Here is a 26,925-nt window from a genome sequence, read left to right as displayed (position 1 = left end):
GTCAGAAACCCGTAAAAACCCGGCGTGTCGCGACATTTAGCGACCTACGATCTTGACTGATCCCGGGGCCAGGGGGCTCCGGTGGAGTCGAGGTCGGTGACGGCGCGAAGATGCGGTGCCTGCGCTCCGGTTGTTCCGGGAGCATCGAGGACGGCTACTGCGACGTGTGCGGATTCCCGCCGGACGGGACGGCCTCGGCGCCGTCCGCGGCGAAGGTCGGCGCGCTCGCGAACCATGGAAACCGAAGCCCGGGCGGGCGGGCCGGCGCGGGCGCGGGGACCGCGACCACCGGCGCGGACGGACGGGCCGGCTCGACCGGCGGCGGTTCGACGCCGTTCGCCATCCTCGGCCCCGCCGCGGGGGTGCCGGACGAGGTCCTGGCGCGCACCCTGAGCGGACGCGTCGCCTCCCGGCGCGCGAGCGGCGACGGGTCCGGGAAGGCGGAGGCGCGCGGCGGACGCGCGGGGTCCGGAACGTCCGGCTCGCGCCCGGCGCACGGCACGCAGGGCACGCGCGGATCCCGGGGTTCCCGCGGGTCGCGGGGCTCGCGGGGGAGCAGGGGCTCGTCCGGGTCGTCCAGGCGCGGTGAGCTCGGCGCGGGCCTGGTCGAGATGCCCGAGGTGCCGGAGCGCGACCCGGCCACCGCGATCATGCAGGACCCGAGCGTCCCCGAGCACAAGCGCCGCTGCGGGCACTGCGACGCACCGGTCGGCCGCGGCCGGGAGGGCGGCCCCGGCCGCTCCGAGGGCTACTGCCCCAAGTGCGGCACGCACTTCTCGTTCACCCCGAAGCTGGGCCCGGGGGACCTGGTCGGCGGGCAGTACGAGGTGCTGGGCTGCCTCGCGCACGGCGGGCTCGGCTGGATCTACCTGGCCAAGGACCGCAACGTCTCGGACCGCTGGGTCGTCCTGAAGGGCCTGCTCGACACCGGCGACCCGGACGCGATGGAGGCGGCGCTCGCCGAGCGGCGGTACCTCGCCGAGGTCGAGCACCCCAACGTCGTCAAGATCTACAACTTCGTCCAGCACGGCGACGCGGGCTACATCGTCATGGAGTACGTCGGCGGGCGGTCGCTCAAGGAGCTGGTGCTGGAGCGGCGCGCGGCCGGGGAGCCGCTGACGCCCGCGCAGGTGATGGCCTACGGCCTGGAGGTGCTGCGCGCCCTCGGCCACCTGCACGAGAGGGGCCTGGTCTACTGCGACTTCAAGCCCGACAACGCGATCCAGACCGAGGAGCGGCTGAAGCTGGTCGACCTCGGCGGCGTCCGGCGGCTGGAGGACGAGGAGGGCGCGGTCTACGGCACGGTCGGCTACCAGGCGCCCGAGATCGCCGACGAGGGCCCGTCGGTCTCGTCCGACCTGTACACGGTCGCGCGGGCGATGGCCGTGATGAGCTTCGAGTTCGGCGGCTACACCGGCGTCCACCGGACCGGCCTTCCGGACGCCGCGGACGTGCCGGTCCTCGCCGCCAACCCGTCCTTCGACCGGCTGCTGCGGCGCGCCGCGCACGCCGATCCGGACGAGCGGTTCTGGTCGGCGCAGGAGATGACCGAGCAGCTCACCGGGGTGCTGCGGGAGACCCTCGCCGCGCAGGACGGGAAGCCGCGGCCCGCCGCGTCCACGCTGTTCGGGCCGGAGACGCGGGTGGTGGGCGCCCGGATGGGCCGTGCCCCGACGTTCCGGCAGGCCGCCTCGGCGCTGCCGGTGCCGCTGGTGGACCCGGCCGACCCCGGCGCGCGGAACGTCGCGGCGCTCGCCGCGTCCGCGCCCGAGCAGGTGGTCAGCGCGCTGGACCACGACCGCCCCCGCTCGGTGGAGGAGACGCTTCTGCTGGTCAGGGCGCTGATCGAGCGGCGCCAGCAGGAGCGGGCGCGAGAGATGATCATGGCCCTGGACGAGGCGGACTGGCGGGCGCACTGGTTCTGGGGCCTGGCCGCGCTGGCCGAGGGCGACGGCGCCGCCGCCATCGGCGAGTTCGGCCGCGTCTACGACCTGCTGCCCGGCGAGACCGCGGTGAGGCTGGCCCTGGCGTTCTCGGCCGAGGCGGTCGGCGACAGCGCCGGCGCCGTCCACCTCCACCGGACGGTCTGGCGCACCGACCACTCCTACGAGAACGCGGCGTTCGGGCTGGCCCGGGCGCTGGTCGCCGAGGGCGACGACAGGGCCGCCGTGCAGGTGCTCACCGAGGTTCCCGCCTCGTCCGGACGGCACCTGGACGCGCAGGTCGCCGCCGTCGTCGTGGCGATCCGGGGCTGGGCCCCGGACGCCGACCCGATCCGGTGGCGCGCGACCCGCAGGGACCTGCTGGCGGCCGCCGACCGGGTCGAGGCGCTGGACCTGCCCGAGGAGCGCGGCGCCCGCCTGATCGCCCTGCTGCTGGAGGCCCTGGTCGCCGAGCTGGACCGGAGCGGCGACCCGCCACCGGACCGGCGCGTCCTCGGCGTTCCCTACACGGAGAAGGCGTTGCGCGGGGCGCTGGAGGGCGTCTACCGCGACCTCGCACGGCTCTCCACCTCGCGGAGCCGCCGCCGCGGCTTCGTGGATCGCGCCAATTTCATCCGACCGAGGACGGCGTTCTGATGGCCTCCACACCGGCCCTGCTGCCCGCGGACGAGGACGGCATCCGGCTGCCCGTCCAGGACGCCGGCCACACATGGATCAATCCGCGCGGCTGGCTCACCCCCGACCTCGTCCGCAACCTGGCGATCCTGATCACGGGGCTGGCGATCGTCCTGGCGGTGCTGGCCTCCGTCCAAGCGTCCGGCGGCAAGGCGGGCTTCGAGGAGATCGGCCACAAGGCGGGCCCGCAGGTCGTCGCGTCGTCCGACCTGTACCTGGCGCTGAACAACATGGACGCCCAGCTCGCGAACGCCCTGCTCATCGGGAACGCGCAGGGCCTGAGGGTCACGCGCGAGCAGGTGCTCGGCGACTACGAGGCGGGCCGCCGGCAGGCGGACACCGACCTTCAGAAGGCGTCCGCGCTCGCGGGGGACGACCAGCGGGCCGCGACGGCGCTGCGTCAGGCGCTGGACGGTTTCGGCCACTACCAGGCGCTCGCCGCGCAGGCGATCCAGCTGGACGGCCAGCATCCCCACCCGGCGGCCAGGCCCTCGCCGGCCGTCCTCACCCTGTACAGGCAGGCGACCTCCGAGATGAAGGGGACGGTCCTGCCCGCCGCCGAGGCGCTCCGCACCGCCAACGCCGACCGCGTCGAGAGCGCCTACCAGAGCAGGTACCGCGCGCTGAACGTCGGTGCGGGCACCGTCCTGGGGGTCGGCCTGGCCGTCGTCGTCGCGCTGGCCGTGCTCCAGTTCTCCCTGGCCCGCCGCACCCGCCGCATGGTCGCCCCGGCGCTCGTCGTGGCCACCCTGGTCGCCCTCGGCGGGACGATCTTGGCCACGTTCACCTTCGCCCTGGCCGCCGACCACCTGCGCGTCGCCAAGACCGACGCCTTCGACTCGGTGCTCGCCCTCACCCGGGGCCGCGCGATCGCCTGGGACGCCAACGCCGACGAGTCCCGCTACCTCGCCGACCCGCAGCAGGCGGACCTCTACCAGACCGCCTTCTACACCAAGGCGAACGAACTGGTCGACACCGGCAGCGTCCACTCCGGCGGGTACGAGACCAGCCTCGGACAGGACGTGTCGCGGTACCAGGGGAGCGCGGAGCAAGGCCGCTACATCGTCACGTTCGGCGGCCTGCTCGGGAAGGAGTTCCGCAACATCACCTTCCCCGGCGAACGGGCGGCGGCGGAGGACGCCCTGGAGCGCTGGCAGATCTATCAGGGCAACGACGCGCGGCTGCGCGACATGGTGGCCGGTGGGCAGCTCCAGGCCGCGGTGAGCTTCGACACCTCGCCGGGCGACAACGCCTCCAACGGCTCGTTCACCGCCTTCGACGCGGCGATGCGCAGGGTCATCGACGTCAACGACGAGCAGTTCACGGAGAACATCAAGACCGGCGGTGACGACCTGTCCGGCTGGACGGTCATCCCGCCCGTCGGGGCGGTCGTGATCATCGTCCTCGTCCTGGCGGGCGTCCGGCCCCGCCTGGCCGAGTACCGCTAGCGGAGGACGGGAGAAGACGGGAACGACCGGAAAGGCCCCGCCGCGCCCGGAAAGGCGCGGCGGGGCCCTGAGGAGCGGCGGGCGTCAGTTGGCGCTGAGCAGCTCGGCGAGCTCGTCCTCGACGTCCTGGGACGCGACGAACATCAGCTCGTCGCCGGGCTCCAGGGTGTCGTCCGGGGTCGGGACGAGCACCCGGCCCTCGCGCAGGATCGCGACCAGGGCGGTGTCGCGCGGCCAGGTGACCGACCCGACCCGCTCGCCGCCGAGCGGCGCGTCCTCGGGCAGGGTCAGCTCGACCAGGTTCGCCTCGCCCTGCCGGAAGGTCATCAGCCGGACCAGGTCGCCGACGCTGACGGCCTCCTCGACCAGCGCCGACAGCAGGCGCGGGGTGGACACCGCGACGTCCACGCCCCACGACTCGTTGAAGAGCCACTCGTTCTTCGGGTGGTTGATCCGGGCGACGACCCGGGGCACCCCGTACTCGGTCTTGGCGAGCAGCGACACCACCAGGTTGACCTTGTCGTCGCCGGACGAGGCGACCACGACCTGGCAGCGCTCCAGGGCCGCGTCGTCCAGGGCGGCGATCTCGCACGCGTCGGCGAGCAGCCACTCGGCGCGCGGCACCATCTCCACCTTGATCGCGCGCGGGTTCTTGTCGATCAGCAGGACCTCGTGCCCGTTCTCGAGCAGCTCGGCCGCGATGGACCGGCCGACGGCGCCGGCCCCGGCGATGGCGACCCGCATCAGTGCTCTCCCTCGGTGCGCACCGCGACGGCGGCGTTGATCCGGTCCAGGTCCTCGGCACGGCTGATCGCGTGCACGATGTCGCCGTCCTGGATGACGGTGTCGGCCTCGGGCACCAGGGCCTCGCCCATCCGGGTGAGGAAGGCCACCCGCGTGCCCGCCGCGGCCTCCAGCGTCGCGACCTTCTCGCCGACCCACGTGGAGCCGGCGTCTAGCTCGGCGAGCACGACGGTGCCGGTCGGGTCGCGCCACAGCGGCTCGGCGCCCTCCGGCAGCAGCCGGCGCAGGATCTGGTCGGCCGTCCACCGGACGGTCGCGACCGTCGGGATGCCGAGGCGCTGGTACACCTCGGCCCGGCGCGGGTCGTAGATCCGCGCGACCACGTTGTCCACGCCGAAGGTCTCGCGCGCCACCCGCGCGGAGATGATGTTGGAGTTGTCGCCGCTGGACACCGCGACGAACGCGGACGCCTGGTCGATGCCCGCCTCGGTCAGGGTGTCCCGGTCGAAGCCGACGCCGGTGACCCGGCGGCCGCGGAAGCCGCCGCGCAGCCGCCGGAACGCCTCGGGGTTCTGGTCGATGATGGCCACAGAGTGGCCTTTGTCCTCCAGGATGTGGGCGAGGGTCGATCCGACCCGCCCGCAGCCCATGATCACGATATGCACGGCCGTTCCTTCTCCGGAGCCCGAGGTTTCCGATGATCCTTGCCGGGCTGCAAAACTACACAGCCGCCTGACCTCTTACTACCCGACCCCACGTCACGGCGCTGCCGGGAACGGCCGCCACGGGGTGTTGAGAAGTCGCAAAGGGGGCAGGCTAGAGTCTGCTCTCGTGTCGAAGGCTCCGGACCTTGTGAAGCGCCTGCTACTGGGACGCGCCCTGCGCAGCGCTCAGCAGCACGAGCAGCTGCTCCCCAAACGGATCGCGCTCCCCGTGTTCGCGAGCGACGCCCTGTCGTCGGTGGCCTACGCGCCGCAGGAGATCCTGCTGGCGCTGGGCGTCGGCGGCCTGGCGATGTACCGCTACACCCCGTGGGTGGCCGCGGCCGTCGTGGTGATTCTACTCACCGTGGTGGCCTCCTACCGCCAGAACGTCCGCGCGTACCAGAGCGGCGGCGGCGACTTCGAGGTCGCGACCACCAACCTGGGCGACAACTGGGGCGTGGTCGTGGCCAGCGCCCTGCTGGTCGACTACGTCCTGACGGTGGCGGTGTCGGTGTCGTCCGGCGTGGAGAACCTCGGCGCGCTGCTGAAGTTCCTGCAGCCGCACGAGGTGCTCGTCGCGATCGGCATCGTCGTCCTGGTGACGATCGCCAACCTGCGCGGGCTCAAGGAGGCGGGCGTCGCGTTCGCGATCCCGACCTACCTGTTCATGTTCTCGATCATCCTGATGCTGATCTACGGGATGGTCCGGCTCGGCTTCGGCGCGCACCTGAAGGCGGAGACCGCCGACTACAAGATCATCGGCAAGGAGGCCGGGCTCGGCGGCGCCGCGCTGGTCTTCCTGCTGCTGCGGGCCTTCTCGTCCGGCTGTGCGGCCCTGACGGGCGTGGAGGCGATCTCCAACGGCGTCCCGGCGTTCCGCAAGCCCAAGGGCGACAACGCGGCCAAGACGCTGCTGATGCTCGGCCTGGTCGCGATGACGATGTTCGGCGGCGTCACCGCGTTCGCCCACTACACCAAGGCCAAGTTCGCCGAGCCGAGCCAGGGCAGCCAGCTGGTCGACCCGGCCACCGGCAAGGTCGTCCACGACGCCGACCCGGTGATCGCGCAGGTCGCGCACACCGTGTTCTCCAACTTCACGCCGGGCTTCGCGCTGGTCACCACGATGACCGCGCTGATCCTGTTCCTGGCCGCCAACACCGCCTTCAACGGCTTCCCGGTGCTCGGCTCGGTCCTCGCGCAGAACCGCTACCTGCCCCGCCAGTTCCACACCCGCGGCGACCGGCTGGCGTTCTCCAACGGCATCATCATCCTCGCCACCCTGGCGGGCCTGCTGATCTACGCCTACGACGCGTCGGTGAGCAAGCTGATCCCGCTGTACACGGTCGGCGTGTTCGTGTCGTTCACGGTCAGCCAGGTCGGCATGGTCCGGCACTGGAACCGCCTGCTGCGCACCGAGCAGGACGCCCAGCAGCGCCGCCGCATGCGGACGTCCCGGGCGATCAACTCCTTCGGCGCGACGCTCACCGGGATCGTCCTGGTGGTCGTGCTGGTCACCAAGTTCATGCTCGGCGCCTACATCGTCTGCATCGCGATGCCGGTGCTGTTCCTGCTGATGAAGGCGATCCGCAAGCACTACGACCGGGTCTCGGCCGAGCTGGAGCCGACCGGCGAGGACGTGGCGCTGCCCGCCCGCAACCACGCGATCGTCCTGGTCTCCAAGATCCACAAGCCGACGCTGCGGGCGCTGGCGTACGCCCGGGCGACCCGTCCGTCCACGCTGGAGGCCGTCACGGTCTCGGTCGACGCCGACGAGGCGCACCGGCTCCAGGAGGAGTGGGACGCGCTGGACGTGCCCGTCCCGCTGAAGATCCTCGACTCCCCGTACCGGGAGATCACCCGGCCCGTCCTGGACTACGTCAAGAGCGTCCGCCGCAAGTCCCCCCGGGACGTGGTGACCGTGTTCATCCCCGAGTACGTCGTCGGCCACTGGTGGGAGCACTTGCTCCACAACCAGAGCGCGCTGCGGCTCAAGGGGCGGCTGCTGTTCCAGCCGGGCGTCATGGTCACCAGCGTCGCCTGGCAACTCCAGTCGTCGGACCGCCTGAAGGGCCGCGCCGAACCGGCGTTCGGGTCGTCCTACCGCATGCCGACCGGCTCCGGTGGGAACGGCGAGGGGACCGGGCGGCGGGATGAGGCGTCCACTGGTGGCGGTATCGTTTCGGAACGTGACAGCTGATCTCGGACCCCACGAAGGCGACCTCCTCGAACTGGAGGTCGGCAACGTCGCCAACGGCGGCTTCTGCGTGGCCCGGCACGAGGGCCGCGTGGTCTTCGTCCGGCACGCGCTCCCCGGCGAGCGGGTCCGGGCCCGGGTCACCGAGGCCACCAAGCGGTTCCTGCGCGCGGACGCGGTGGAGATCATCACCGCGTCCGACGACCGCGTCGAGGCGCCGTGCCCGTTCGCCGGCCCCGGCCGCTGCGGCGGCTGCGACTGGCAGCACGCGTCGCTGCCCGCCCAGCGCCGCCTGAAGGCCGCGGTCGTCGAGGAGCAGCTCGCCCGCGTCGCCGGGATCACCCGCACCGTCACGGTCGAGGAGGTCCCGTACCCGTTCGCGGGCGAGGACATGACGCCCCCGCCCGGCCTCGGCTGGCGCACCCGCGTCCAGTTCGCGGTCGAGAACGGCACGCCCGGCCTGCGCCGGCACCGCTCGCACGACATCGAGCCGATCGACGAGTGCCTCATCGCCCACCCGGGCGTCGAGATCATGGGCATCGAGACCAAGCGCTGGCAGGGCGCCAACAGCGTCGAGGGCATCACGTCCGCGGCGACCGGCGACCGCCTCGTGTCGGTCCGCGGCCCGAACCCGCGCAAGATCCGCGTCCCGCGCCTGGACGTGCCGGTCCGGCTGATGCGCGGCAAGCCCGAGCAGGGCACCACGCCGCCGTACGTCCGCGAAGAGGTCCAGGGACGGATGTTCCAGGTCTCCGGGTCCGGCTTCTGGCAGGTGCACCCGGGCGCGGCGCAGACCCTCGCCGCCGCCGTCATCGACGCGCTGGAGCCCAAGCCCGGCGAGATCGCCCTCGACCTGTACTGCGGCGTCGGCCTGTTCTCGGCGTTCCTCGGCGAGCGCGTCGGCCGCAACGGCCTCGTCGTCGGCATCGAGTCGGACGGCCAGGCCGTCCGGGACGCCAAGTTCAACCTGCGCGACCTGCCGCAGGTCTCGTTCGAGCGCGGCCCGGTCGAGGAGGTCATCGCCGACCTGGAGTTCGGCCGCTCCGACGACTCGTCCGCCAAGACGCAGAACAAGCGCGCCAGCGGCCACCGCGGCGGCTCCCGCATGCGCGGCGCCGACGTCGTCGTCCTCGACCCGCCCCGCCAGGGCGCGGGCCGCGAGGTCGTCGACCGCGTCGCCGCCCTCGCCGGCCGCAAGATCGCCTACGTCTCCTGCGACCCGGCGACCCTGGCCCGCGACCTCGGCTACTTCTCCGAGCGCGGCTGGACCCTGGAGTCCTTCCGCGCCTTCGACGCCTTCCCCATGACCCAGCACGTGGAGTGCCTGGCCACGCTCGTCCGCGGCTAGCCGCAGGTCACAGGCCGTTCCTCGCGGAACCCGTCGCACGCGCCGCCGGTGTTCTCAAGATCGTCACGCATGAGTCGCGCACGATCTCGAAGACCCGGCGGCGCTCCGCGTTTCGGTCGGCCGCGCCGACCATCACCCTGTCCCGGACAGTGCGGCGTCCAGGCGAGGGCCCACGACGTCCATCTCGGCCAGCCCTCCGATGTGGTCGAGCCCGTCGAACTCCAGGACGGTGAACCCGAGTTCCTCCAGCCGCGCGCGGTCCTCGCGGTTCCGCCGTGCGATCGCGCTGCCGCCGACCAGGTCGAACATCCGGCAGGACGGTGTGCCGTCCGCGGACCCGAACCAGGTGAGCTTCGGCCCGGTCTTCTTCGCGAGAGCCTCCGAGTCGTCCCGTCCGCGCCACTCCCGGTACATCAGGACGCCCATCCATTGCTCGGCGGCCTTCTCGGGCATCCCCGCCGTGATGAGCCCCCCGGGCCCCCTCGACGTACCCGAGCCAGTAGTCGCCGCCGGACAGGAGTGGAAAGCCGCCCACCATGAGCCCCACGGCCCGGTCCGTCAGGGGAGCGAGGAACCCGGCCAGCGCCCCCATTCCGGAGTACCCGCCGAGCACGAACTCGGACATCCCGGCCGCGTCCGCGACGGCGTGCAGGTCGGACAGCTCCATCTCCGTCGGGTAGGCGGTGAAGGACGAGGCGTCGAACTCACCGCCCGCCTCGTCCTCGGCCTCCAGTACCCCCACGACCTGCCGGGGCTTGTACCGGACGACCCGATGCCGCGCGCTCAGCGCGGCGGCCAGCTTCGCCTGCTCGACCCGGAGCCGCGTCGGCAGGACGATCGCGGGCCCGTCCTCCCCGACGACCTCGTACCAGAGCCGGAACCCGTCCGCGGTCTCCACACTCGCCACGACAACCTCCACTCGATGAGTGCCGCGACCCTATGCCGACGGAGAGCCGTCAGGAGGCGTGATCGCGCGACGAGGAGGCGATCGGCACGCGCCTCGCGCCGGCCGCGGCCGACGCGGCTCGGTGGCGGGACGCGCCGCGGGCTTGACCTCGACTTTGGTCGAGGTTCTAGCGTGGTGATCACTTGAGACTTGGGGAGATCATGATGCGAGCTGCGGGATTCAGTGAGCCGGGCGGGCCGGACGTTCTACGCATCCTGGACGTGCCGACGCCGGAGGCCGGGCCGGGGGAGATCCGGGTCCGGGTGCGGGCGGCCGGGGTGCAGCCGTTCGACCTCGCCGTCCGGGAGGGCTGGACGCCCGGCTACCTGGACGCGCCGCCGCCGTTCCCGCGCGTGCCGGGCAACGAGTGGGCCGGTGTGGTCGACCAGGTCGGGGACGGCGTGACGGAGTTCGCGGCCGGGGACGAGGTGATGGGCAACTCCATCCTCGGCTCCTACGCCGAGTTCGTCGTCGTGCCCGTCGCGAACGCCGTGCGCAAGCCCGCCGGGATGCCGTGGGAGGTCGCCGGGGCGTTCCCCGCCGCCGTCATGACCCCGCACATCGCGCTGGACGACCTGCGCGTGGGGGAGGGCGACACGCTCTTGATCCACGCGGCGGCGGGCGGCGTGGGCGCGGTCGCCGTCCAGCTGGCGGTGATCGCGGGCGCCACGGTCATCGGGACGGCCCGCGAGGAGAACCACGACTACCTGCGTTCGCTCGGCGCGATTCCGGTGACGTACGGCGAGGGCCTGGCCGACCGTGTTCGCGCCGTCGCGCCCGACGGCGTTGACGCCGCCCTGGACGGCGCGGGCGGTCACGCCCTGGAGGTCTCGCTCGAGCTGGTCAAGGACCGCGGCCGCATCCTCACGCTGGTCGAGCACGACCGCGCCGAGGAGCTCGGAATCATGGTGACCACGTTCTCGAAGCGCTCGATGACGCGGGTCGCCGAGGTCGCCCGCCTCTACGAGGACGGGCGGCTGAGCCTGAACATCAAGGGCGCCCACTCGTGGACGCGCGCGGCCGACGCGCACCGGCAACTCGCGACCGGTCACGGCCGGGGCAAGGTCGTCCTGGTCATGGACTGACCTCGGTGGGCACGGAGGGCGCGGCGGGCCCGGTGGACGTCCCGCCGCCGCTCGTCCCTACCTCGCGGCGTCCATGACCGCCGCGTGTTCCTGCTTGGCGGCGTCCATGACCGCCGCCTGTTCCTATCCGGCGGCGTTCATGACCGCCGTGATCAGGCCGGTGTTCTCCGGCGCGCCGCCTCCGCCGCCGATCGCGAACCGCCGCCGGACGTAGCTGTAGGCGATCCCGGACGCGGGGTCGGCGAACGACTGGGCACCGGCCGCGCCGGAGTGCCCGAACGAGTCCGTCCCCAGTTCCGGATACCGCTGGGAGAACACCTCGAAGCCGAGCGCGAAGTGGTTCCGCTCGTGCGTGACGAGGTCGGTGCCCGTGTCCTGGGGCGTCGTGAACTCGGCGATCGTGTCGCCGGTGAGCAGCGGCGGGGCCGTGGCGTCGCCGATGGCCGCCGCGTACATGCCCGCGACGCCGCGCGCGCTCCCGACGCCGCCGGACGACGCCGGGCCGAGCGCCCGCGTGTTCCGCGTGTTCGCGAAGCCGACGAGGAACTCGCCCATGTCGTCCACCTGCGGGGCGTTCGCGTTGAAGGCGATGGCCGTGAGGCTGCCGCTGTGGAGGCGCCCCATGCGCATGGTCGGCGGGAGAACCGGCAGGAACCTGGACTCTTCCGATTCGGGCAGTCCGAGGAAGAAGTCCAGTTCGCGCGGGGCGCGGATCCGCTCCTCGAAGTGCTCCTGGATCGTCAGGCCCGTGGCGCGCCGGACGACCTCGCCGGTCAGCGCGCCGATCACGAACGCGTGGTACCCGTACGCCGTCCCGGGCTCCCAGAACGGCCGCTGCCCGGCCAGCCGCGCCGCGAGCAGCCGGTCGTCCGCCAGCTCCTCGCTGGTGAACCCGCCGTCCACCCCGATCACTCCGGACCGGTGTCCGAGCAGCTCGCGCAGGGTCAGGAGCTCCTTTCCGTGCCCGCTGAACTCGGGCCAGACCTCGGAGACCGGCTGGTCCAGCTTGAGCGTCCCGTCCTGGACGAGCATCGCCACGACCAGGTGCGCGGCGCCCTTCGCGGTCGAGTACAGGGCGGTGACCGCGTTCTCGCCGGTCGGCGAGGCCCACAGGTCGACGACCTTCCGGCCATGCTGGAACACGGCCAGCTGAGCGTCCGGATCGCCGTCCGGGCCGTCCACGACCGCCGCGAACGCCGCGCGGACGCCCTCGAACCCGTCCGCCGCGAACCCGTGCGCGTCCCTCATCGCAGTTCTCCCTGCTCGTCGCTCACCAGACCGTCGATCGTCGCGAAGAACTCCGCGATCCCCGGACGGTTCGGACCCTTCTCCCGCGAGATCCGGAAGTCCTCGGCGCTCCGCCACTCGACGATGTCCAGCCACTCGCCGCCGGGCAGCTCCACCAGCCGCGCGCCGGCGAATCCCGCGCGGTCGGCCTCGAAGTCGGCCACCATCGCGGGGCGGGCCGCGAGCAGCCGCTCCCTGTCGTGCGCCGTGAACCGGGTCAGTTCGATCACCGTGTCTCGCCTCCTTCAACGGGACGAGACGGTATAGTCACCTCCAGATAAAGTCAACATAGGTGACAATCACTTGGAGGTGACCATGCGGCGCGGAGAGCGCAAGCGCACGGACCCGGACCTCGGCATCCTCACGACCCGGCTCTTCTTCGGCATCCAGCGCGAACTGTTCGACGTCCTGGCCGGCCAGGGGTACGGCGACCTGCGTGCGCAGCACGGCGCCGTCCTCGCCCACCTGGACGAGGAGGGCACCCGCGCCACCGACCTCGCGCAACGCTCCGGCCAGCACAAACAGGTCATCGGCAAGCTCGTCGACGAACTCGAGGCGCTCGGCTACGTCGAACGCCGCCCCGACCCGTCCGACCGCCGCGCCAAGCTCGTCGTCCCGACCGAGCGCGGCCTCGCCCAGATGCGCGACTCGGACGCGATCCTCGCCGCCATCGAGGCTCGCCACGCCGAGACCTTCGGCGCCGACGCGTACGCCGAGTTCAAACGCCTCTACCGCCTCATGGCGGAGTCACCGCCGACCACGTGACGGGGCGTCGCCGGCCGGGTGGCGGAGTCGCCGGGCCCTTCGGCGGCTACTCGATGACGATCTCGAACGGGATGTTGCCGCGCGTCGCCTTCGAGTACGGGCATGCCGCGTGCGTCGCCTCGACGAGTTTTTTGCCCGCCTCGCCCTCGAGGTGCTCGGGAAGCTCCACGCGCATGACGACGCCGATCACGAAGCCGCCGTCCGAGGCGTCCTTGCCGATGCCGACCTCGGCCGTGACCGAGACGTCCTTGACGTCCAGTTTCATCTCTCGTGCCACGGCGCCCATCGCGCTCGAGAAGCAGGCCGCGTAGCCCGCCGCGAAGAGCTGCTCGGGGTTGGTGCCCTTCCCGTCCCCACCGAACACGGGCGGGAAGGCCAGGGCCAGGTCGAGCTGACCGTCCGAACTGACGGCCCGCCCGTCACGTCCGTTGGCGGTGGCGACGGCGGTGTACAGCGCGTCCATGATCGGACTCCTCTCGGGAAGGTCTCTGTCGCGATCAACTGTACACAACTCAGTTGCGCACAACTTAATTGCGTGGAGATATCCTGGCCACATGACGACCGACGGCCGCGCCGACGACCTGCTCCGCCTGGACAACCAGCTCTGCGTCTCGCTGAACGCCGCGTCCCGCGCGCTCACCGGCGTCTACCGCACCGTCCTGAAGGACCTCGGCCTCACCCTTCCGCAGTACCTCGTCATGCTCACCCTCTGGGAGCACGCCGAGCTGCCGGTCAAGGAGATCGGCGACCGCCTCCGCCTGGACTCCGGCACCCTGTCGCCCCTGCTCAAGCGCCTGGAGGCCGCGGGCTACGTCCACCGCCGCCGCAGTGCGGAGGACGAGCGCTCGGTGGTCATCACCCTCACCCCGGTCGGCGAGGCCCTGCGCGCCCAGGCCGCCGGCGTCCCCCTCCGCATGGCCGAGGCGTCCGGCCTGACCGAGGACGAGTTCCAGACCCTCCGGGCCCTCCTCGCCACGGTCACCGCCAACCTCGACCAGGCGGCCTTCTAGACGGCGCTCAGCTCGCCGCCGCCCAGGCCCGGAGCTTCTCCGGGTTGCGATGCACCCAGATGTGCTTGATCCGGTCATCCGCGATCTCGAACGCGAACACCGTCACGACGACGCCGTCCTGCTCGGCGACCAGACCGGGCTGGCCGTTGACCGTCCGCTCCACGAACCTGTGGTTGGCGGGCACCCGTCCGGCGAGGTGGACCCAGGCGTGCGCGATCTGCTCGCCGCCTTCGATCGGCTCCAGGAAGGTGACGGCGAGGCCGCCGCCGTCCGCGACCGCCAAGGCGTCGGGATCGAGCAGGCCGATCAGGGCCTCCAGGTCCTTGGCCTCCCACGCCTGCTTGAAGTCCCGGACGACGCCCGCCTGCCGGGCCGTCGGACTCACCGGAGCCTGCGACTCGCGGATCCGGCGGCGCGCCGAGGAGGCCAGCTGCCGGCACGCCCCCGGCGTCCGGCCGACGATCTCGGCCACTTCGGCGAAGGAGTGGCAGAAGACGTCGTGCAGGACGAACGCGACGCGCTCGGCCGGGGTCATCGACTCGAGCACGACCAGGAAGGCCAGATTGACCGACTCGTCCAGGGTGACCCGGTCGGCCGGATCGACGGCGGCGCCGCCCGTCCGCCCGCTCACCCACTCCGTCCCGCCGGGCAGCGGCTCGGGCAGCCATTCGCCCACGTAGGTCTCCCGCCGCGCCCGCGCGGACCTGAGCACGTTGAAGCACACCCGGCTGGCGACCGTCGTCAGCCAGGCGCCGGGGGACGCGATGGCGTCCTGCTCCTCCCGTGACATGGCGTACCAGCGGGCGTAGGTCTCCTGGACGGCGTCCTCGGCCTCCGCCAGGGACCCCAGGAGCCGGTACGCGAGATTGATCAGCTGCCGCCGCTCGCCCATGATCGCGTCCAGGTCGGACCGGCCCGAGTCGATGTCGTCTACCCCGGATCGTGTGGTCATGCCGTCCGCCCCTTTGGTCGCGTTCCGTCCTCACTGGTCCGACACGACGGCACGCCGGAATGTCAGGCCGTCGAGCCACCAGACATTCCGCCGGGCCGCCGTGTCGAACGCAGGGACGACATCATCCAGCGAAACAGAAGGCGCGGGAACACCATGACCACCCAGACGTTCACCGAACCGGCGACCGGGCAGAGCCTCGAGCGGGCGGCCAAGGCGCTCACCGAGAACGGCTTCACCGTCGAGATCCTCGACGACGTCGCCGCCGCCCGCGCCCGCGTCGACGAGCTGATCCCGGACGGCTCCAGCGTGTTCACCGGGGCCAGCGAGACCCTCCGCCTGTCCGGCATCGACGAGGACATCAACGCCAGCGGACGCTACGACGCCGTCCGCCCGCGCGGCCACGCCATGGACCGCGCCACCCAGCTCGCCGAGATCTGGCGCCTGATGGCCACCCCCGACGTCATCCTGGCCGGCGCCCACGCGGTCACCGAGACCGGCTCCCTCGTGATCGCCTCCGCCAGCGGAAGCCAGCTCCCCGCCATGGCCGGCGCCGCCGCCCGCGCCATCTGGATCGTCGGCGCGCAGAAGATCGTCCCCGACCTCCCCACCGCCCTGCGCCGCCTGGAGGAGCACTGCCTCCCCCTGGAGAACGACCGCGCCATGACCACCTACGGCAAGCCCAGCGCCCTCAACCGCCTCCTCATCCTCAACGCCGAACCCACCCCCGACCGAGGCACCGTCCTCCTCCTCCGAACCCCCATCGGCTTCTAACCCGAACGGGAGCCGTCCCCCCCCACCGGACGGCTCCCAGACCCACCAGGTGGGTGATCAGCACGACGACCACGCAGTCCTCGGTAGGAAGTGGGACAGGTCGTCCAGTGCTTCACGCGGGACGAACACCGGCCGCGTGAGTAGGCGATCGCCTGCTCGCTGCACATCGATCACGACGCCCAAGGACACCGATCCGGGGACACCCGCATCCATGTAGGAAAGCTCCTCGTGAGGCTCGAACGCCTCAGCGCGATCGAGTATCCACTGTTCCACCACCGAGGGAACGCGGCCGACCAAGGGCACGCCCTCCACGAGGACCTGAGGCCCGCGCAACGCGTTGACCACGACGCCCGCCAGCCGTTCACCCCGGTAGTAGAGCTTCAAGCCGAACTTCGGGTACTCGCCTTCCAACACCGTGTCGACCGTTGCCTCCGGACCACGCCGGCGCAGGTGTCGCTGCGGCTCGTCAGTGACGTCACTCAGCACGTCCGATACTCCGTCGGGCCGCATTCCGAATGCCAGTGGCCCCACTGTGACGAACGGATCCAGCGTCCATCGCAGCCGCTCGCCCTCCGGCGACACCTTCCACCACTCGAACATGAAGACGCAGCGTAGAGGACGGCCGGGATCGGAGCAGGCGCGTCCATGGGCGGACTATTGCACTCCTTCTGGCGGTCGTGGGGTGGTCAGAGGCCGTCGGTGGCGGGAGGCAGATCCGCGTAGGCGCGGTCGAGCAAGCGGCCGGCTTCGCTGTCGGGCGGGCAGTGGCGGCTGAGGCGCTGGTGTGTTCTGAGCCGCCATCCGAGAGGCAGGCGTTCGGCGTCCACGATCAGGTGACGCAGGATGAGGATCGCCCATTCCGTCGGAGCACCGCCGTTCAGGAAGTAGAGACACTCTTCGTAGCGTGCGACCAGACGCTCCTGGTCTATATGCCGATCGAGGGCGGCCCAGCTCAGCCTGAGGTAGGCGCTGGCAGCGGACGTCGACACCTCCGAATTCCAGACGAAGGTGGTGACGACGGGCTCCGGATGGTCCTCATCCCAGAGCAGGGCGTCGAGCGCGTGGACCAGGACATCGCTCTCCAGGTGGCATGCGAAGTTCGCTGAACGAATGAGCTGGTCGGTGGTGATGGTCTGGTCGCGTGTCAATGAATTGCGCAGCCAATTCGCGTCCGAAGTCCGTCTGACCTGCGCGAGGTCGCTGACCAGACGGATCTCTGGCCGACCGTCCGCCCAGACACGTTTGAGGCGCAAGCTGGCGCTCAGTCCCTCCCAGCCTTCGGGCCCCAGATGCGACTGCCAGAGTCCTGTGCAGCGCCTCCACGAGTCGAGCGGCTCAGGGGCGTCAGGGAAGAGTTCGCCGCCGGTGATCTGCTCCTTCGCGGCCACGAGGAGGACGAGCACGTTGGCCGAATGCAGCGCAACACGTGTGGGGACGGAGTGCCGGACAGGCTCGTACTCGTTCATCGTTCGCCCTGTGCGCTGTGAGAACGCCCTGCGGAAGAAATCACGGAGGAGCTCGCCCAGGGCTTCGCGGTCCGGCACATGAGCGATCAGCCTTCTCAGGAAGTCCACGATGGGGAGGCGGTCGGTGAGTGGGGCGAACGACAGAAGCGCGTGCAGGAAGGCGTCATCCGGGAGCAGGCGCCGACTGCGGGCGGCCCTGGCGGTGGACGTCAGGTCCGACAGTTCGCGGACGGTCAGGCGGGCGACCAGGTACTCGCCGAACGTCGCGTGCAGGAACTCGTAGGTGCCGCGTATCTCGCCGTCCTGCACGGCCTGCGAGCGATGGACGAAGAAGAAGCGGCCGACGACCACCTGCCCCGGCGTCAGCGCCGCGCGGACGGACCCATGGTGCGCGGTGGCGGGCTCGGGGAGCAGCGCGGCCAGGTCCCTGGTGAGTTCGTCCTCGCTGACCCACTGGCGGCCTCGGTTGAACATGGCGAACGCGGTGATCGAGAGGCGTTGCAGCTCGTCCTCGACGGCATTCGTGAAGGGGGCGCCGTCCAGTTCGGGATGGAGCTTGCGGACCTCGCGTTCGGCGAAGCGGGTCAGCAGGCGCTCGTACAGGTCGGCCGAGTCGAGGGTGTGGTCGTCCTTCTGGAGGGCGTTGTCATCGGAGTCGTACAGCGCCAGCATCAGCAGGAGCAGCGGCTGGGACGCCAGGTCAGGGTGGCGCAGCGCCGTCTCGGGAGGGAGCGGTGACAGGCCGCGGGCGGCGAGGGCCGACGCGTTCGCGCTGTTCCAGACGTTCAGCCAGCGGGTGGTCTGGGACTCGGAGAACGGCTCCAAACGGACGGCCACGATGCCGCCGGACGGGATGCGCATGCGGTCGGCCACCGACGTCCTGCTGGTGACGAGCACCGCGACCGGACGGCCCTGCGCCGCCTCGCGTTCCTGGAAGCGGACGACCTGCTCCAGGTAGTCCGACTGGCTGACACCCGTCGCCTGGAGAAGCTCGTCGAAGCCGTCCAACAGGACGACCGGCAGCGCGTCCCCGGCACTGCGCGCGAGGTCCGGCCAGCTGATGGTCTCGCCCGTGGCGGCCCGGATGCCGGCCTCGATCTGGGTCTGGAGATCGCCGTCCGCCGGGACCTCGCGCAGCGCCACGCGCACCGCGAGGAAGTCCTCGGGCGGCAGCGACGCCGCCAGCGTCTCCGTGAACTTCGACTTGCCCGACCCCGGCTGACCGAGCAGCAGAAGAGGCTCGCAGACCGTGGTGAACGACGTCAGGTACCCGACCAGGAACGCCTGCAGATCATCGTGGACGCGCAGGAGGCCCCAGGTCTCCTCCTGGTTGAGCCGCACGGCCGTCTGGTCCGCCTGCGCGACCCGGTACCGCGGGTTGACGTAGATCTCGGCGAGGCTCGGGAAGGTCAGGGCTTCGGGTGACTCGGCGCTCAACGCCACCGGACGGTCCAGCCGCGCACGATGCGCCCGTGCCAGGGCGGCCCGCCGGTCGTCAGGGGCAGCCCCGCTCGAGAACCGTTCGAGGACGGCGCGCAGCCCCTCCAAGCCCGTCCGCAACGACGCCAACTCCGCGTGTGTGGCCTGGTGGTCCATCCGGTCCGTCCAGAACGCGAGTTCGGGGAAGTCCGTGGCCAGCCGCAGATACAGCTCCTGGTATCGCCGCGCCGCGGCGACGGGCACGTCCTGGTGGAGCATGAGCTGCGTCTGCAGATTCAGTGCCCCGTTGGCCGACACCAGCTCGGCGACGGCCATGCCGAGCGCTGTGAAGAATGGCAGGCCGTCCTGGTGAGGTGGGCCGCCGTGGTGGACGAACCTGCGCTCAAGGGCGTTGTCGGGCTGCGTCAGATAGGAGACCACTTCCTTCAGCTGCCGGGACGGCTCGGCCCCCACGAGACTCAGCTGGTCGGCGCGCGTGAAGGTGCGCAGCTCCAGGGGGAGATCGGCTGCGGCGAGGGCGTCGAAGAAGGCGGCCAGCATGATGACCTTGCGGGCCGCTTCGAGACGCTCGGTACGGGAGAAACGGGACAGGCCGCGCATGCGGTCGCTCAGGCCCGAGACCAGTTCGCGGCTCAGGCTGCCCAGCTCGCCCTTCGCGTCGAACAGACTCAGGGCCAGTTCGCTGCCGCCGGCGGTCGGGGTGAGGAGCACGCCGCCCATGAGACGGTCGAGGGCTTCGACGACGGGGCTCTTCCCGCCCAGGATCTTGACGGCGTCCTTGTAACTGAGTCCGCGGGCCATACCGGTGAGACGCGCGTAGCGAGCGATGCGTTGCGGCTCGGACGACCGGACGAGCAGGAGCGGAGGGCGGAGGGGGTGGTGCCTCCGGTCGGCGCGGGGGTGGGGTGCGCCGGGCTACGGGGCCCGGGGGACCCGCGCCGACCGGAGGGGTCGTGGGAGGACGTCGGTCAGCGGCCCAAGAAGGCCGTGACGACGGTGGCCAGGACGGCCGCCGCCGCGGTGATCAGTGACAGCAGGGCGACGGTGTGGCGGAAGCGGGTGTCGAGCGAGCCGCGGGTGACCTGTTCACGCTCGGCGGCGGTGAGCCGGTCGTCCAGGTCCTGGAGCCGGCGGATCAGGTCGTCGGCGCGACGGTCGTGCAGGTCGTCGCGTTGGAGCAGCAGGGCGAGCCTGCCCTCCAGCCCGGCGATCCGGACGTCGGTGCCGCGGCGCAGCTCCGCCAGGGCCAGCTCGACGGTGAGGGATCCTTCCTCGGTCAACGGTCTTCAGCCTCTCGTCGTTCGCGGGCCGCGCCGGTGACCGGGGAGGTCCGTCCCACGGACCCGTGTTTCCACCATAGGAATGTTCCGGCAAGGTGACAAGGGCATGTCTGGTAATAACCGGAAACTCTGATGTGGGAAATTTTCCGCTTCCGATTGCTGGATGTTCCTTACTGTTTCCGCCATGCTGGGGGGCATGGGAAACGGCCCCGACAGGGAGCGGGTCGCCAAGTACGTGGTGGCGCGGCGCGGTGCGCTCGGCCTCACGCAGGAGCAACTCGCCGAACGCGCGGGCGTCACGGTCAAGACCGTCTACAACCTCGAGGCGGGCGGACGCTGGCCGCAGGCGCGGACGCGCGGAGCGATCGAGGCGGCGCTGCAGTGGCGGTCCGGCGACCTCGTGCTGGTCGGCGACGGTGGCGAGCCCGACGAGGCCGACCGGCGCGCGGCGCGCGGCGACGAGGCGGTCCGCGAGCTCGCGGAGCTGGACGCCTACTTCGCCGACCTCCGCGCCGGCGCCGGCGACAAGCGCCGGATGGCGCTGGCCTTCCTCCGCGCCCTGTACAACGAGCCCGACGGGCGCTGACCTGCCCCGACGCGTGGCCGCATCCGGCATTTGAGAATTTCTCGTACTGACCGGTTGTTGCGGACTTGACCCGGGGGCACACTAGGGGAGCCGGACCGGGTCAGCACGGCCCGGCGGGCGTCGCCGATCCCGGTGCGCCCCGGGGTCCCGCTCCCATCGGATGAGGAGTGGTCGAAGCGATGCTCGCCCTCGCTATCGCGACCGGCGCCGGGTTGCTCGGCGTCCTGGCACTGGTGCTCGCGCTGGCGGCCGTCCGGCAGGGCCGTGAGATCCGCGCCGGGCAGCGCCGCATCACCCGGGAGGTCGAACTCCAGACCCGCGTCCTGGCCGCCGCGGCCCGCCTCGCCGCGACGTCCGGCGAAACCCCAGGTGAGCGGCCGGACGGCGCCCCCGGGTCCCCGCCGTCCGAGGGTGACGGGCGTCCGGACGAATCTCCGGCCCTTTGACCGATCCTTGGCGTCACCCGATGTAACGACACGCGGACGCAACGCTAGGACAATGCCCCCGGCCGGGCTACAACGGACTCGATCACGTCGCTGTTCGGCCAGGTCAGGGGGGAGTAAGAGTGATCCAGAAGGGAACTGGGCGGATCGGCGCCCGGGGTCTCGCCGTGCTGACGGCGGTCCCTCTGCTGGGGGTCGTCCCCGTGCTCGTCTATCAGGTCGCGGCGCAAGCCGACGGGCCGGTCAGTGCGGGCGCGCGCAAGCACCACCGAGGCCACAAGGCGCGGAACGCGGGCCCGAGGGCACGCCCGCACAAGGGCGGTAAAACCGGCAAGTTCGGTGTGTCCGTGGGCCCCGGCAAGGCGGCCACGGCCGCCAAACTGGTGCTCCAGACGTCCGGTCCGACCGCACAGCTCGTACCCGGCCACACCTACAGCTGGCCGTTCACGGTGACCAACAACGGCAAGAGCAAGGCCGCGCCCGCGACCCTGAAGGCGCCGCTGCCGGCCTCGCTGGAGTACGTGTCGGGCCCCGAGGCATGCTCCTTCGCGGTGAACACCGGCGGCGCGTCGGCCATTGGCGGCGCGTCCGGCGGCGCGGTCTGTGCGATCGGCGCGCTGAAGCCGGGCCAGACGGTCAAGGGCGCTCTCAACGCGAAGGTGTCCACGAAGGCCAGGCCGCGTGAGCGGGTGGCGAGCACCGCCACCGTGTGGTGGGGGTCGTCGTCGGTGTCCAAGCAGTTCCCGGCGACGACCGTCGTCGAGACCGCGGACGTGTCGGTCGTCAGAAGGGGGCCTGAGGCGACGCGTCCGGGCCAGGCGATCCCGTACGTCACGACGGTCACCAATGCCGGCCCCGCGGCCGCGCAGAACGTGGTGGTCAGCGGGACGCTCCCGCAGGGGGCCGTCCTGAACGGCTCGTCCTGTTCTGCCGCTGCCACGGGCGGAGCCGGTGCCGTCTCCGGAAACGGCGCCCCGAACGGCTATGTGTGCAACCTCGGAACGCTCGAGGTCGGCGCGAAGAAGGAGATCCGCACCTCGGTCACACTGCGCGGCGCGAAGCGCGGGCAGGTCCTGGAGGCCCCGGTCCACGTGAGCACGTCCACGACGGAACTGAACCTCGTCAACAACAACACGACCTTCAAGACCCGGGTGCTGCGGGCTCCGGTGATCACGGCGCACCGGCCCGTCCACGAGCATTCCCCCACGTCGGGGCGTCCTCGCCAGATGTTCCCGACGCTGGGACGGCCGGGCCACGCGCTCCCCGCGACAGAGCACCAGGCCCATGTGGCCGCGGCGCCGGGCGGACACGGGCACCAGCTGCCCACGTCGGAGCAGCACGGCCGCAACCAGTCGGTGCCCGGACGGCCCGCAGGCGCTCCCAAGCAGCTCCCGGGGCCCGCCGGGCAGATCCCGCGCCTTCGCCACGCCGTCATCCGGCATGGCCACCTGGGAATCCCGCATGGCCTGCACTTCCTGCCGCGCACCGGGGACGAGAGCGCTCTCATCGTGGACGGGGCGATCGGCCTCCTCGGCGGCGGCCTGATCCTGATGTTCGTCGGACGCCGCCGTCGCGTGATCCGCAGCAGCGAGTAGGCGGCGCGAAAGCGACCCCGCGACCACCCTGCGACGACCCCGCGACCGCGCGGTCCGAGGCCCGGACGGTGAGTGCCACCGTCCGGGCCTCGCGGCGTCCACCCCCGTCCGGGCCCGGACCCGTCCGCCCCCGTCCCGTGCCGCCGCGTGTGCGCAGGGTCACCCCCGGGCGTGCGTACGAGGTCAAGACGTATGAGGATGGTGGGTATGCGCCTTCGAATCTTCACTGAGCCCCAGCAGGGGGCGAGTCACGAAACACTCCTGGCCGTGGCCAAGGCCACCGAGGACCTCGGGTTCGACGCCTTCTTCCGCTCCGACCACTACGTGAAAATGGGGGACGTGTCGGGCCTGCCCGGGCCGTCCGACGCGTGGATCACCCTCGCGGCCCTGGCCCGCGAGACCAGCCGGATCCGGCTCGGCACGCTGATGACCGCCGCGACGTTCCGGTACCCGGGCCCGCTGGCGATCGCGGTCGCGCAGGTGGACCAGATGAGCGGCGGACGCGTCGACTTCGGCATCGGCACCGGCTGGTTCGAGGAGGAGCACACCGCCTACGGCATCCCGTTCCCGAGCCTCGGTGAGCGGTTCCAGCGGCTCGAGGAGCAGCTCCAGATCCTCACCGGCCTCTGGCGGACGCCCGTCGGCGAGACCTTCGACTTCGAGGGCACGCACTACACCCTCAAGGACTCGCCCGCGCTGCCCAAGCCGGCCCGTCCGGACGGCCCGCCGATCCTGATCGGCGGCTTCGGGGCCAAGCGGACGCCGCGCATCGCCGCGCAGTACGCCGACGAGTACAACGCCCCGTTCGCCCAGCTCGGCGACACCGCCGCCGCGTTCGGACGGGTCCGGGACGCCGTCCAGGCGCGGAAGCGGACGCGTCCGATGGTCTACTCGGCCGCCCAGGTCGTCTGCTGCGGCCGGGACGAGGCGGAGATCGGGCGCCGCGCGGCCGCGATCGGACGCGAGCCGGACGAGCTGCGCGAGAACGGCCTGTGCGGGACGCCCGCCGAGATCCTCGAGAAGATCGGGAAGTTCGGCGAGGCCGGTGCGGAGTGCCTCTACCTGCAGATTCTCGACCTGTCCGACATCAACCACCTTGAGCTGATCGCCTTTGAGGTCCTGAACAAGCTCTGACCGCCTCCACGCCGCCGCCACCGCCGCCACCGCCTCCGCAGCCACCGCTTTCGCCGCGCCGCCGCGACCGCCCGCGAGGCATCGGCCGACGAACGCGCGACTCCCGTGTTCCGCACGCGCACGCCGCGCGGAACACGGGAGGAGACCCGGGGAGCGAGGTCAGGCGGTCGCGGGCGCGGCCTCCCCGACGGCCGCGGTCTCGTCCTCGTCGCGGGCGCGCGGCGGGAGCAGGAACGCGATCAGGAAGGTCGCCCCGAGCAGCCCGGCCACGATCCACAGCGTGATCTTCATGGCCGCGCCGAAGCCGGTCTTCGCCGAGTGCTGCGCGGACGACTGGACGATCGCGGCGACGCGTCCCGCCGACCGCGGGTTCGCGGCGGCCGCCGCCCGGACGTCGGACTCCAGCCGGACGCACGTCTCCGGGTTCCTCGCCTGGTCCTTGGCGGTGGCGCGGTCGTGCCCGCAGGCGCGCAGCCCGGCGGTGATCCGGTCCTGGGCGGACGGCGCGACCCCCGCGGTCGTGAGGCTGGCGCGCAGGGCCGGCGCGTCCCGGTCGGAGGCCGTCGCGACGTGCCCGCCGAGCAGTCCGAAGAACACCGTGCCGAGGACGGCCGCGCCGAGCGCCGCGCCGAGCTGCTGCACCGCCGACAGCGTGCCGCCCGCCGACCCGGTCTCGTGCGGTTCGACCGAGGCGAGCACGATGTCGAAGAACGGGGCCATCAGCAGGCCCATGCCGAATCCGGCGACGGCCAGCGAGGGCGCCAGCTGCCACGGGGAGACGCCGATCCCGGCGAGCTGGAGCGAGAGCACCAGCCCGGCCACGCCGGCCGCCATGACCAGCGCGCCGATCTGGAGCGCCGTCCGGCCGTGCTTCTGCATGGCCATCGCGACCGGGAAGCCGAACACCGTTCCGACCGACAGCGGGATCTGTGACAGGCCCGCCTTGAGCGGCGAGTACCCGAGCCCGAGCTGCAGGTAGAGCGAGTAGGTCAGCGAGAGTCCGACCATCCCGGCGAAGAACACGATCCCGACGACGAGCCCGGTGGAGAAGCCGCGCTTGGTGAACACCGACGGGGTGATCAGCGGGTCGGCGCCGCGGCGCTGCCGCCGCAGCTCGTACCAGGCGAACACGAGGAACACCGCGCCGGACGCGGCCATCAGCGCGAACGTCCAGGCGGGCCAGCCCAGCTCGCGGCCCTGGACGAGCGGGTAGACGATCAGCCCGGCGCCGAGCGCGGCGAGCAGGGCGCCGAGCAGGTCGAGCCGGGATCCGTGGCCGTCCCGTCCGGGCGGCAGGAAGATCGCGCCGAGGACGACGGCGGCGACGCCGAGCGGCAGGTTGATCAGAAAGATCATCCGCCAGCCGGTGCCGAAGAGGTCGGCGTCGATCAGCCAGCCCGCGAGCACCGGCCCCGCGACCGAGGACAGGCCCATGACCGGCCCGAACGCGCTGAACGCCTTGGTCAGCTCCTGCGGCGGGAACATCCGGCGCATCATGCCGAGGCCCTGCGGGATCATCATCGCGCCCGCGAGGCCCTGCAGCAGCCGCGCGCCGATGAGCATGCCGGGGGAGACGGCGGTTCCGCACAGCAGCGAACCGATCGTGAAGCCGGCCGCGCCGATGATGAACATCCGCCTGCGTCCGAAGAGGTCGCCGAGGCGTCCGCCGGTGAGCAGGCCGATCGCCATCGCCAGGGTGTACCCGGCCGCGAGCCACTGGATGGTGGCGGCCGATCCGCCCAGGTCGGAGCGGATGGTGGGGGCGGCGATCGTGGTGACCAGGGCGTCCAGCATGTCCATGACCTCGCCGAGAAGGATCACCGCGAGCGCCGCCCAGCGCCAGCGGAACGGCTGTGGCTCGGTCGCCGGGGGCGCCTCGCCGGTGGTGTCGATCATCATGGCTCCCGAAGGAAGAGAACAATGTTCGTAGCCACAAACGACGTTCTCATGGAGAACAGTGTTCGTGTCAAGTACGATGTTCGTACCGTGGAGCGGCGATGTCCGGCCGGGGATAACCTCTCTCGTATAGAGACGATATATCTCGTTCAGGGCATGTCAAGATGTATCGCGAAATTCCTGGAGCCGCCGGAACGCCGAAGCGCCGCCGCCCGCGAACTCGCGGGACAGGCGGCGCTTCGTGGCGGCGTTCGGGCTGCTAGAAGCCCTCGAAGGCCCGCTTGAAGGGAGCGAGGCGCGGCGCGCCGGGCGCGGTGTCGTAGATGGCGAGGACGACCGTCTCGAATCGGCGCGCGAACGGTCCTTCGTCGGGACGGAGCGCGTCCGCGAACGCCTCGGCCACCTCGGACGGGTCGTTGCGGAACACGCCGCACCCCCACGCGCCGAGGACGATCCGCCGGTGACCGTGCGAGGCCGCGGCCGCCAGCACCTTCAGGGCGCGCCGCCGCAGCACCTCGGGAAGGCGGGCGAGCTTGTCGGCGTCCCGCACCGCGCCGCGGTTGGGCGCGGGCGAGGTGAGGAACGCGACACGGTACGGCTCGTCCAGCAGCGCTCCGGAGTCGGTCCGGAAGACCGGCACGCCAGGGGAGTAGATCACGTGGTCCGTGTACAGAGGGTCCCGCAGCTCGCGGTGGACGTCGTAGTACTCGGGCGCGGCCTGCAGCGTCGCGTACAGACCGGACGCGCGCGCGAGCCCCTCCTCCTGCGCCTGCGCGCCGCTGAGGAACCCGCCGCCGGGGTTCTTCGCGGACGCGAAGTTCAACGCCAACGGCTCCGCCCCGCGCCCCGGCCCCGCAGTGCCGTCCGGCCCGGCCATGCCCTCGCCCAGGCGGCGGGCCGCCTGCAGCGTGGTCTCGGACGTCACCTCGACGCGCGTGCGCGGGGCGTCGTCCGCGACCGGCGGCAGGAGGTTCAGGAGCGCCGCCAGCTCCTTGGGGCGGTGCAGGACCGTCCCGTCCACGGACGCCCGCAGCGCCGCGCTCAGGTCGATCTCGTCCCCGGACGGTGCGCGGTAGCCCTCGCGATCGAGGATCTCGAGGGTTTGGCGGGCCTGGGCCCGCCTCTGTTCTCTGCTCATCAGGCGGATGATCTCGGACATACACCCCGCCCTGCCAGTCATTTTCACGTTCTGGCGACCTGCCGATCAGGCCAA

At 71.7% G+C, this 26,925-nt stretch carries 24 protein-coding genes; 12 read left to right on the top strand and 12 right to left on the bottom strand.

The genetic code is table 11. The annotated features are described in order from the left end of the window. Window positions 1-110: 110 nt before the first annotated feature. On the top strand, window positions 111-2,579 hold the full coding sequence (locus AB0L06_RS22090) for a serine/threonine-protein kinase (protein ID WP_500232943.1): 2,469 nt from the start codon (window positions 111-113) through the stop codon (window positions 2,577-2,579). Continuing rightward, on the top strand, window positions 2,579-4,066 hold the full coding sequence (locus AB0L06_RS22085; protein ID WP_500232942.1) for a GlnX family signal transduction membrane protein: 1,488 nt from the start codon (window positions 2,579-2,581) through the stop codon (window positions 4,064-4,066). Before AB0L06_RS22090 ends, AB0L06_RS22085 begins: the two co-directional genes overlap by 1 nt. Before the next feature lie 84 nt (window positions 4,067-4,150). Here the strand turns inward: AB0L06_RS22085 and AB0L06_RS22080 are convergent, their stop codons facing one another. Further along, on the bottom strand, window positions 4,151-4,810 hold the full coding sequence (locus tag AB0L06_RS22080; RefSeq protein ID WP_500232941.1) for a potassium channel family protein: 660 nt from the start codon (window positions 4,808-4,810) through the stop codon (window positions 4,151-4,153). Further along, entirely contained in the window at window positions 4,810-5,475 is a 666-nt protein-coding gene (locus AB0L06_RS22075) for a potassium channel family protein (protein WP_500232940.1), read from the bottom strand. The genes AB0L06_RS22080 and AB0L06_RS22075 overlap by 1 nt, the downstream gene beginning before the upstream one ends. Before the next feature lie 166 nt (window positions 5,476-5,641). Between AB0L06_RS22075 and AB0L06_RS22070 the strand changes: the two genes are divergently transcribed. Both AB0L06_RS22070 and AB0L06_RS22065 read left to right on the top strand, forming a co-directional pair. Further along, window positions 5,642-7,711, top strand: a complete 2,070-nt coding sequence (locus AB0L06_RS22070; RefSeq protein WP_500232938.1) for an APC family permease — start codon at window positions 5,642-5,644, stop codon at window positions 7,709-7,711. Further along, complete coding sequence (locus tag AB0L06_RS22065) at window positions 7,701-9,056, top strand: class I SAM-dependent RNA methyltransferase (protein WP_500232937.1); 1,356 nt, start codon at window positions 7,701-7,703, stop codon at window positions 9,054-9,056. Before AB0L06_RS22070 ends, AB0L06_RS22065 begins: the two co-directional genes overlap by 11 nt. A gap of 132 nt (window positions 9,057-9,188) precedes the next feature. Here AB0L06_RS22065 and AB0L06_RS22060 read toward each other — a convergent pair whose 3' ends face one another. Beyond that, the gene (locus AB0L06_RS22060; protein WP_500232936.1) at window positions 9,189-9,509 is read right to left on the bottom strand and encodes a hypothetical protein; all 321 of its coding nucleotides are present in this window, start codon (window positions 9,507-9,509) and stop codon (window positions 9,189-9,191) included. Between the two features lie 657 nt (window positions 9,510-10,166). Here AB0L06_RS22060 and AB0L06_RS22055 point away from each other — a divergent pair. Next, window positions 10,167-11,087, top strand: coding sequence for an NADP-dependent oxidoreductase (locus AB0L06_RS22055; RefSeq protein WP_500232935.1), 921 nt, complete (start codon window positions 10,167-10,169; stop codon window positions 11,085-11,087). 123 nt (window positions 11,088-11,210) lie between these two features. Here AB0L06_RS22055 and AB0L06_RS22050 read toward each other — a convergent pair whose 3' ends face one another. Both AB0L06_RS22050 and AB0L06_RS22045 read right to left on the bottom strand, forming a co-directional pair. Then, entirely contained in the window at window positions 11,211-12,335 is a 1,125-nt protein-coding gene (locus AB0L06_RS22050) for a serine hydrolase domain-containing protein (RefSeq protein WP_500232934.1), read from the bottom strand. After that, window positions 12,332-12,604 carry a hypothetical protein gene (locus AB0L06_RS22045; protein ID WP_500232933.1) on the bottom strand — a complete coding sequence of 91 codons (273 nt, stop codon included), beginning with the start codon at window positions 12,602-12,604 and terminating at the stop codon, window positions 12,332-12,334. The genes AB0L06_RS22050 and AB0L06_RS22045 overlap by 4 nt, the downstream gene beginning before the upstream one ends. Before the next feature lie 85 nt (window positions 12,605-12,689). Here AB0L06_RS22045 and AB0L06_RS22040 point away from each other — a divergent pair, with 85 nt between their 5' ends. Next, window positions 12,690-13,139, top strand: a complete 450-nt coding sequence (locus AB0L06_RS22040) for a MarR family winged helix-turn-helix transcriptional regulator (RefSeq protein WP_500232932.1) — start codon at window positions 12,690-12,692, stop codon at window positions 13,137-13,139. 46 nt (window positions 13,140-13,185) lie between these two features. Here the strand turns inward: AB0L06_RS22040 and AB0L06_RS22035 are convergent, their stop codons facing one another. After that, on the bottom strand, window positions 13,186-13,602 hold the full coding sequence (locus AB0L06_RS22035; RefSeq protein ID WP_500232931.1) for an organic hydroperoxide resistance protein: 417 nt from the start codon (window positions 13,600-13,602) through the stop codon (window positions 13,186-13,188). Window positions 13,603-13,693: 91 nt separating this feature from the next. On the opposite strand from AB0L06_RS22035, the gene AB0L06_RS22030 reads away from it, so the two are divergent. Beyond that, window positions 13,694-14,149 (top strand): MarR family winged helix-turn-helix transcriptional regulator, encoded by a 456-nt coding sequence (locus tag AB0L06_RS22030; RefSeq protein WP_500232930.1) that lies wholly within the window; start codon window positions 13,694-13,696, stop codon window positions 14,147-14,149. Window positions 14,150-14,156: 7 nt separating this feature from the next. Here the strand turns inward: AB0L06_RS22030 and sigJ are convergent, their stop codons facing one another. Further along, window positions 14,157-15,101 carry an RNA polymerase sigma factor SigJ gene (gene sigJ / locus AB0L06_RS22025; RefSeq protein WP_500232929.1) on the bottom strand — a complete coding sequence of 315 codons (945 nt, stop codon included), beginning with the start codon at window positions 15,099-15,101 and terminating at the stop codon, window positions 14,157-14,159. A gap of 153 nt (window positions 15,102-15,254) precedes the next feature. On the opposite strand from sigJ, the gene AB0L06_RS22020 reads away from it, so the two are divergent. After that, a complete protein-coding gene (locus AB0L06_RS22020; protein WP_500232928.1) occupies window positions 15,255-15,872 on the top strand; it encodes an LUD domain-containing protein in 618 nt (205 codons plus the stop codon). Between the two features lie 57 nt (window positions 15,873-15,929). Here AB0L06_RS22020 and AB0L06_RS22015 read toward each other — a convergent pair whose 3' ends face one another. The 3 genes from AB0L06_RS22015 to AB0L06_RS22005 all read right to left on the bottom strand — a co-directional run bounded on the left by AB0L06_RS22015 (window position 15,930) and on the right by AB0L06_RS22005 (window position 20,058). Continuing rightward, entirely contained in the window at window positions 15,930-16,472 is a 543-nt protein-coding gene (locus AB0L06_RS22015; protein WP_500232927.1) for a hypothetical protein, read from the bottom strand. Window positions 16,473-16,558: 86 nt separating this feature from the next. Next, complete coding sequence (locus tag AB0L06_RS22010) at window positions 16,559-19,579, bottom strand: NACHT domain-containing protein (RefSeq protein ID WP_500232926.1); 3,021 nt, start codon at window positions 19,577-19,579, stop codon at window positions 16,559-16,561. Between the two features lie 167 nt (window positions 19,580-19,746). Next, entirely contained in the window at window positions 19,747-20,058 is a 312-nt protein-coding gene (locus AB0L06_RS22005) for a hypothetical protein (RefSeq protein ID WP_500232925.1), read from the bottom strand. Window positions 20,059-20,254: 196 nt separating this feature from the next. Between AB0L06_RS22005 and AB0L06_RS22000 the strand changes: the two genes are divergently transcribed. The 4 genes from AB0L06_RS22000 to AB0L06_RS21985 all read left to right on the top strand — a co-directional run bounded on the left by AB0L06_RS22000 (window position 20,255) and on the right by AB0L06_RS21985 (window position 23,816). After that, the gene (locus AB0L06_RS22000) at window positions 20,255-20,644 is read left to right on the top strand and encodes a helix-turn-helix domain-containing protein (protein ID WP_500232924.1); all 390 of its coding nucleotides are present in this window, start codon (window positions 20,255-20,257) and stop codon (window positions 20,642-20,644) included. A gap of 179 nt (window positions 20,645-20,823) precedes the next feature. Continuing rightward, a complete protein-coding gene (locus AB0L06_RS21995) occupies window positions 20,824-21,090 on the top strand; it encodes a hypothetical protein (RefSeq protein ID WP_500232923.1) in 267 nt (88 codons plus the stop codon). A 119-nt stretch (window positions 21,091-21,209) separates the two neighbouring features. Beyond that, window positions 21,210-22,682, top strand: coding sequence for a hypothetical protein (locus tag AB0L06_RS21990; RefSeq protein ID WP_500232922.1), 1,473 nt, complete (start codon window positions 21,210-21,212; stop codon window positions 22,680-22,682). A 207-nt stretch (window positions 22,683-22,889) separates the two neighbouring features. Further along, window positions 22,890-23,816: an LLM class F420-dependent oxidoreductase gene (locus tag AB0L06_RS21985; RefSeq protein ID WP_500232921.1), complete on the top strand. Its 927-nt coding sequence runs from the start codon at window positions 22,890-22,892 to the stop codon at window positions 23,814-23,816. Window positions 23,817-23,975: 159 nt separating this feature from the next. Here AB0L06_RS21985 and AB0L06_RS21980 read toward each other — a convergent pair whose 3' ends face one another. Next, complete coding sequence (locus AB0L06_RS21980; RefSeq protein WP_500232920.1) at window positions 23,976-25,715, bottom strand: MFS transporter; 1,740 nt, start codon at window positions 25,713-25,715, stop codon at window positions 23,976-23,978. 256 nt (window positions 25,716-25,971) lie between these two features. Beyond that, complete coding sequence (locus tag AB0L06_RS21975) at window positions 25,972-26,850, bottom strand: TIGR02452 family protein (protein WP_500232919.1); 879 nt, start codon at window positions 26,848-26,850, stop codon at window positions 25,972-25,974. Window positions 26,851-26,925: the final 75 nt, after the last annotated feature.

Source organism: Spirillospora sp. NPDC052269, from assembly GCF_040679435.1.
In the GTDB taxonomy this organism is placed as follows: domain Bacteria; phylum Actinomycetota; class Actinomycetes; order Streptosporangiales; family Streptosporangiaceae; genus Spirillospora.
This window is presented reverse-complemented; position numbering and strand designations above follow the sequence as displayed.

What these genes read in the sequence shown, in the direction of transcription:
- AB0L06_RS22090 (WP_500232943.1), top strand. Translation starts at nt 111, where the DNA reads ATGCGGTGCCTGCGCTCCGGTTGTTCCGGGAGCATCGAGGACGGCTAC.
- AB0L06_RS22085 (WP_500232942.1), top strand. Translation starts at nt 2,579, where the DNA reads ATGGCCTCCACACCGGCCCTGCTGCCCGCGGACGAGGACGGCATCCGG.
- AB0L06_RS22080 (WP_500232941.1), bottom strand. Translation starts at nt 4,810, where the DNA reads ATGCGGGTCGCCATCGCCGGGGCCGGCGCCGTCGGCCGGTCCATCGCG.
- AB0L06_RS22060 (WP_500232936.1), bottom strand. Translation starts at nt 9,509, where the DNA reads ATGCCCGAGAAGGCCGCCGAGCAATGGATGGGCGTCCTGATGTACCGG.
- AB0L06_RS22055 (WP_500232935.1), top strand. Translation starts at nt 10,167, where the DNA reads ATGCGAGCTGCGGGATTCAGTGAGCCGGGCGGGCCGGACGTTCTACGC.
- AB0L06_RS22050 (WP_500232934.1), bottom strand. Translation starts at nt 12,335, where the DNA reads ATGAGGGACGCGCACGGGTTCGCGGCGGACGGGTTCGAGGGCGTCCGC.
- AB0L06_RS22040 (WP_500232932.1), top strand. Translation starts at nt 12,690, where the DNA reads ATGCGGCGCGGAGAGCGCAAGCGCACGGACCCGGACCTCGGCATCCTC.
- AB0L06_RS22035 (WP_500232931.1), bottom strand. Translation starts at nt 13,602, where the DNA reads ATGGACGCGCTGTACACCGCCGTCGCCACCGCCAACGGACGTGACGGG.
- AB0L06_RS22030 (WP_500232930.1), top strand. Translation starts at nt 13,694, where the DNA reads ATGACGACCGACGGCCGCGCCGACGACCTGCTCCGCCTGGACAACCAG.
- sigJ (WP_500232929.1), bottom strand. Translation starts at nt 15,101, where the DNA reads ATGACCACACGATCCGGGGTAGACGACATCGACTCGGGCCGGTCCGAC.
- AB0L06_RS22020 (WP_500232928.1), top strand. Translation starts at nt 15,255, where the DNA reads ATGACCACCCAGACGTTCACCGAACCGGCGACCGGGCAGAGCCTCGAG.
- AB0L06_RS22015 (WP_500232927.1), bottom strand. Translation starts at nt 16,472, where the DNA reads ATGTTCGAGTGGTGGAAGGTGTCGCCGGAGGGCGAGCGGCTGCGATGG.
- AB0L06_RS22010 (WP_500232926.1), bottom strand. Translation starts at nt 19,579, where the DNA reads ATGGCCCGCGGACTCAGTTACAAGGACGCCGTCAAGATCCTGGGCGGG.
- AB0L06_RS22000 (WP_500232924.1), top strand. Translation starts at nt 20,255, where the DNA reads ATGGGAAACGGCCCCGACAGGGAGCGGGTCGCCAAGTACGTGGTGGCG.
- AB0L06_RS21995 (WP_500232923.1), top strand. Translation starts at nt 20,824, where the DNA reads ATGCTCGCCCTCGCTATCGCGACCGGCGCCGGGTTGCTCGGCGTCCTG.
- AB0L06_RS21985 (WP_500232921.1), top strand. Translation starts at nt 22,890, where the DNA reads ATGCGCCTTCGAATCTTCACTGAGCCCCAGCAGGGGGCGAGTCACGAA.
- AB0L06_RS21980 (WP_500232920.1), bottom strand. Translation starts at nt 25,715, where the DNA reads ATGATGATCGACACCACCGGCGAGGCGCCCCCGGCGACCGAGCCACAG.
- AB0L06_RS21975 (WP_500232919.1), bottom strand. Translation starts at nt 26,850, where the DNA reads ATGAGCAGAGAACAGAGGCGGGCCCAGGCCCGCCAAACCCTCGAGATC.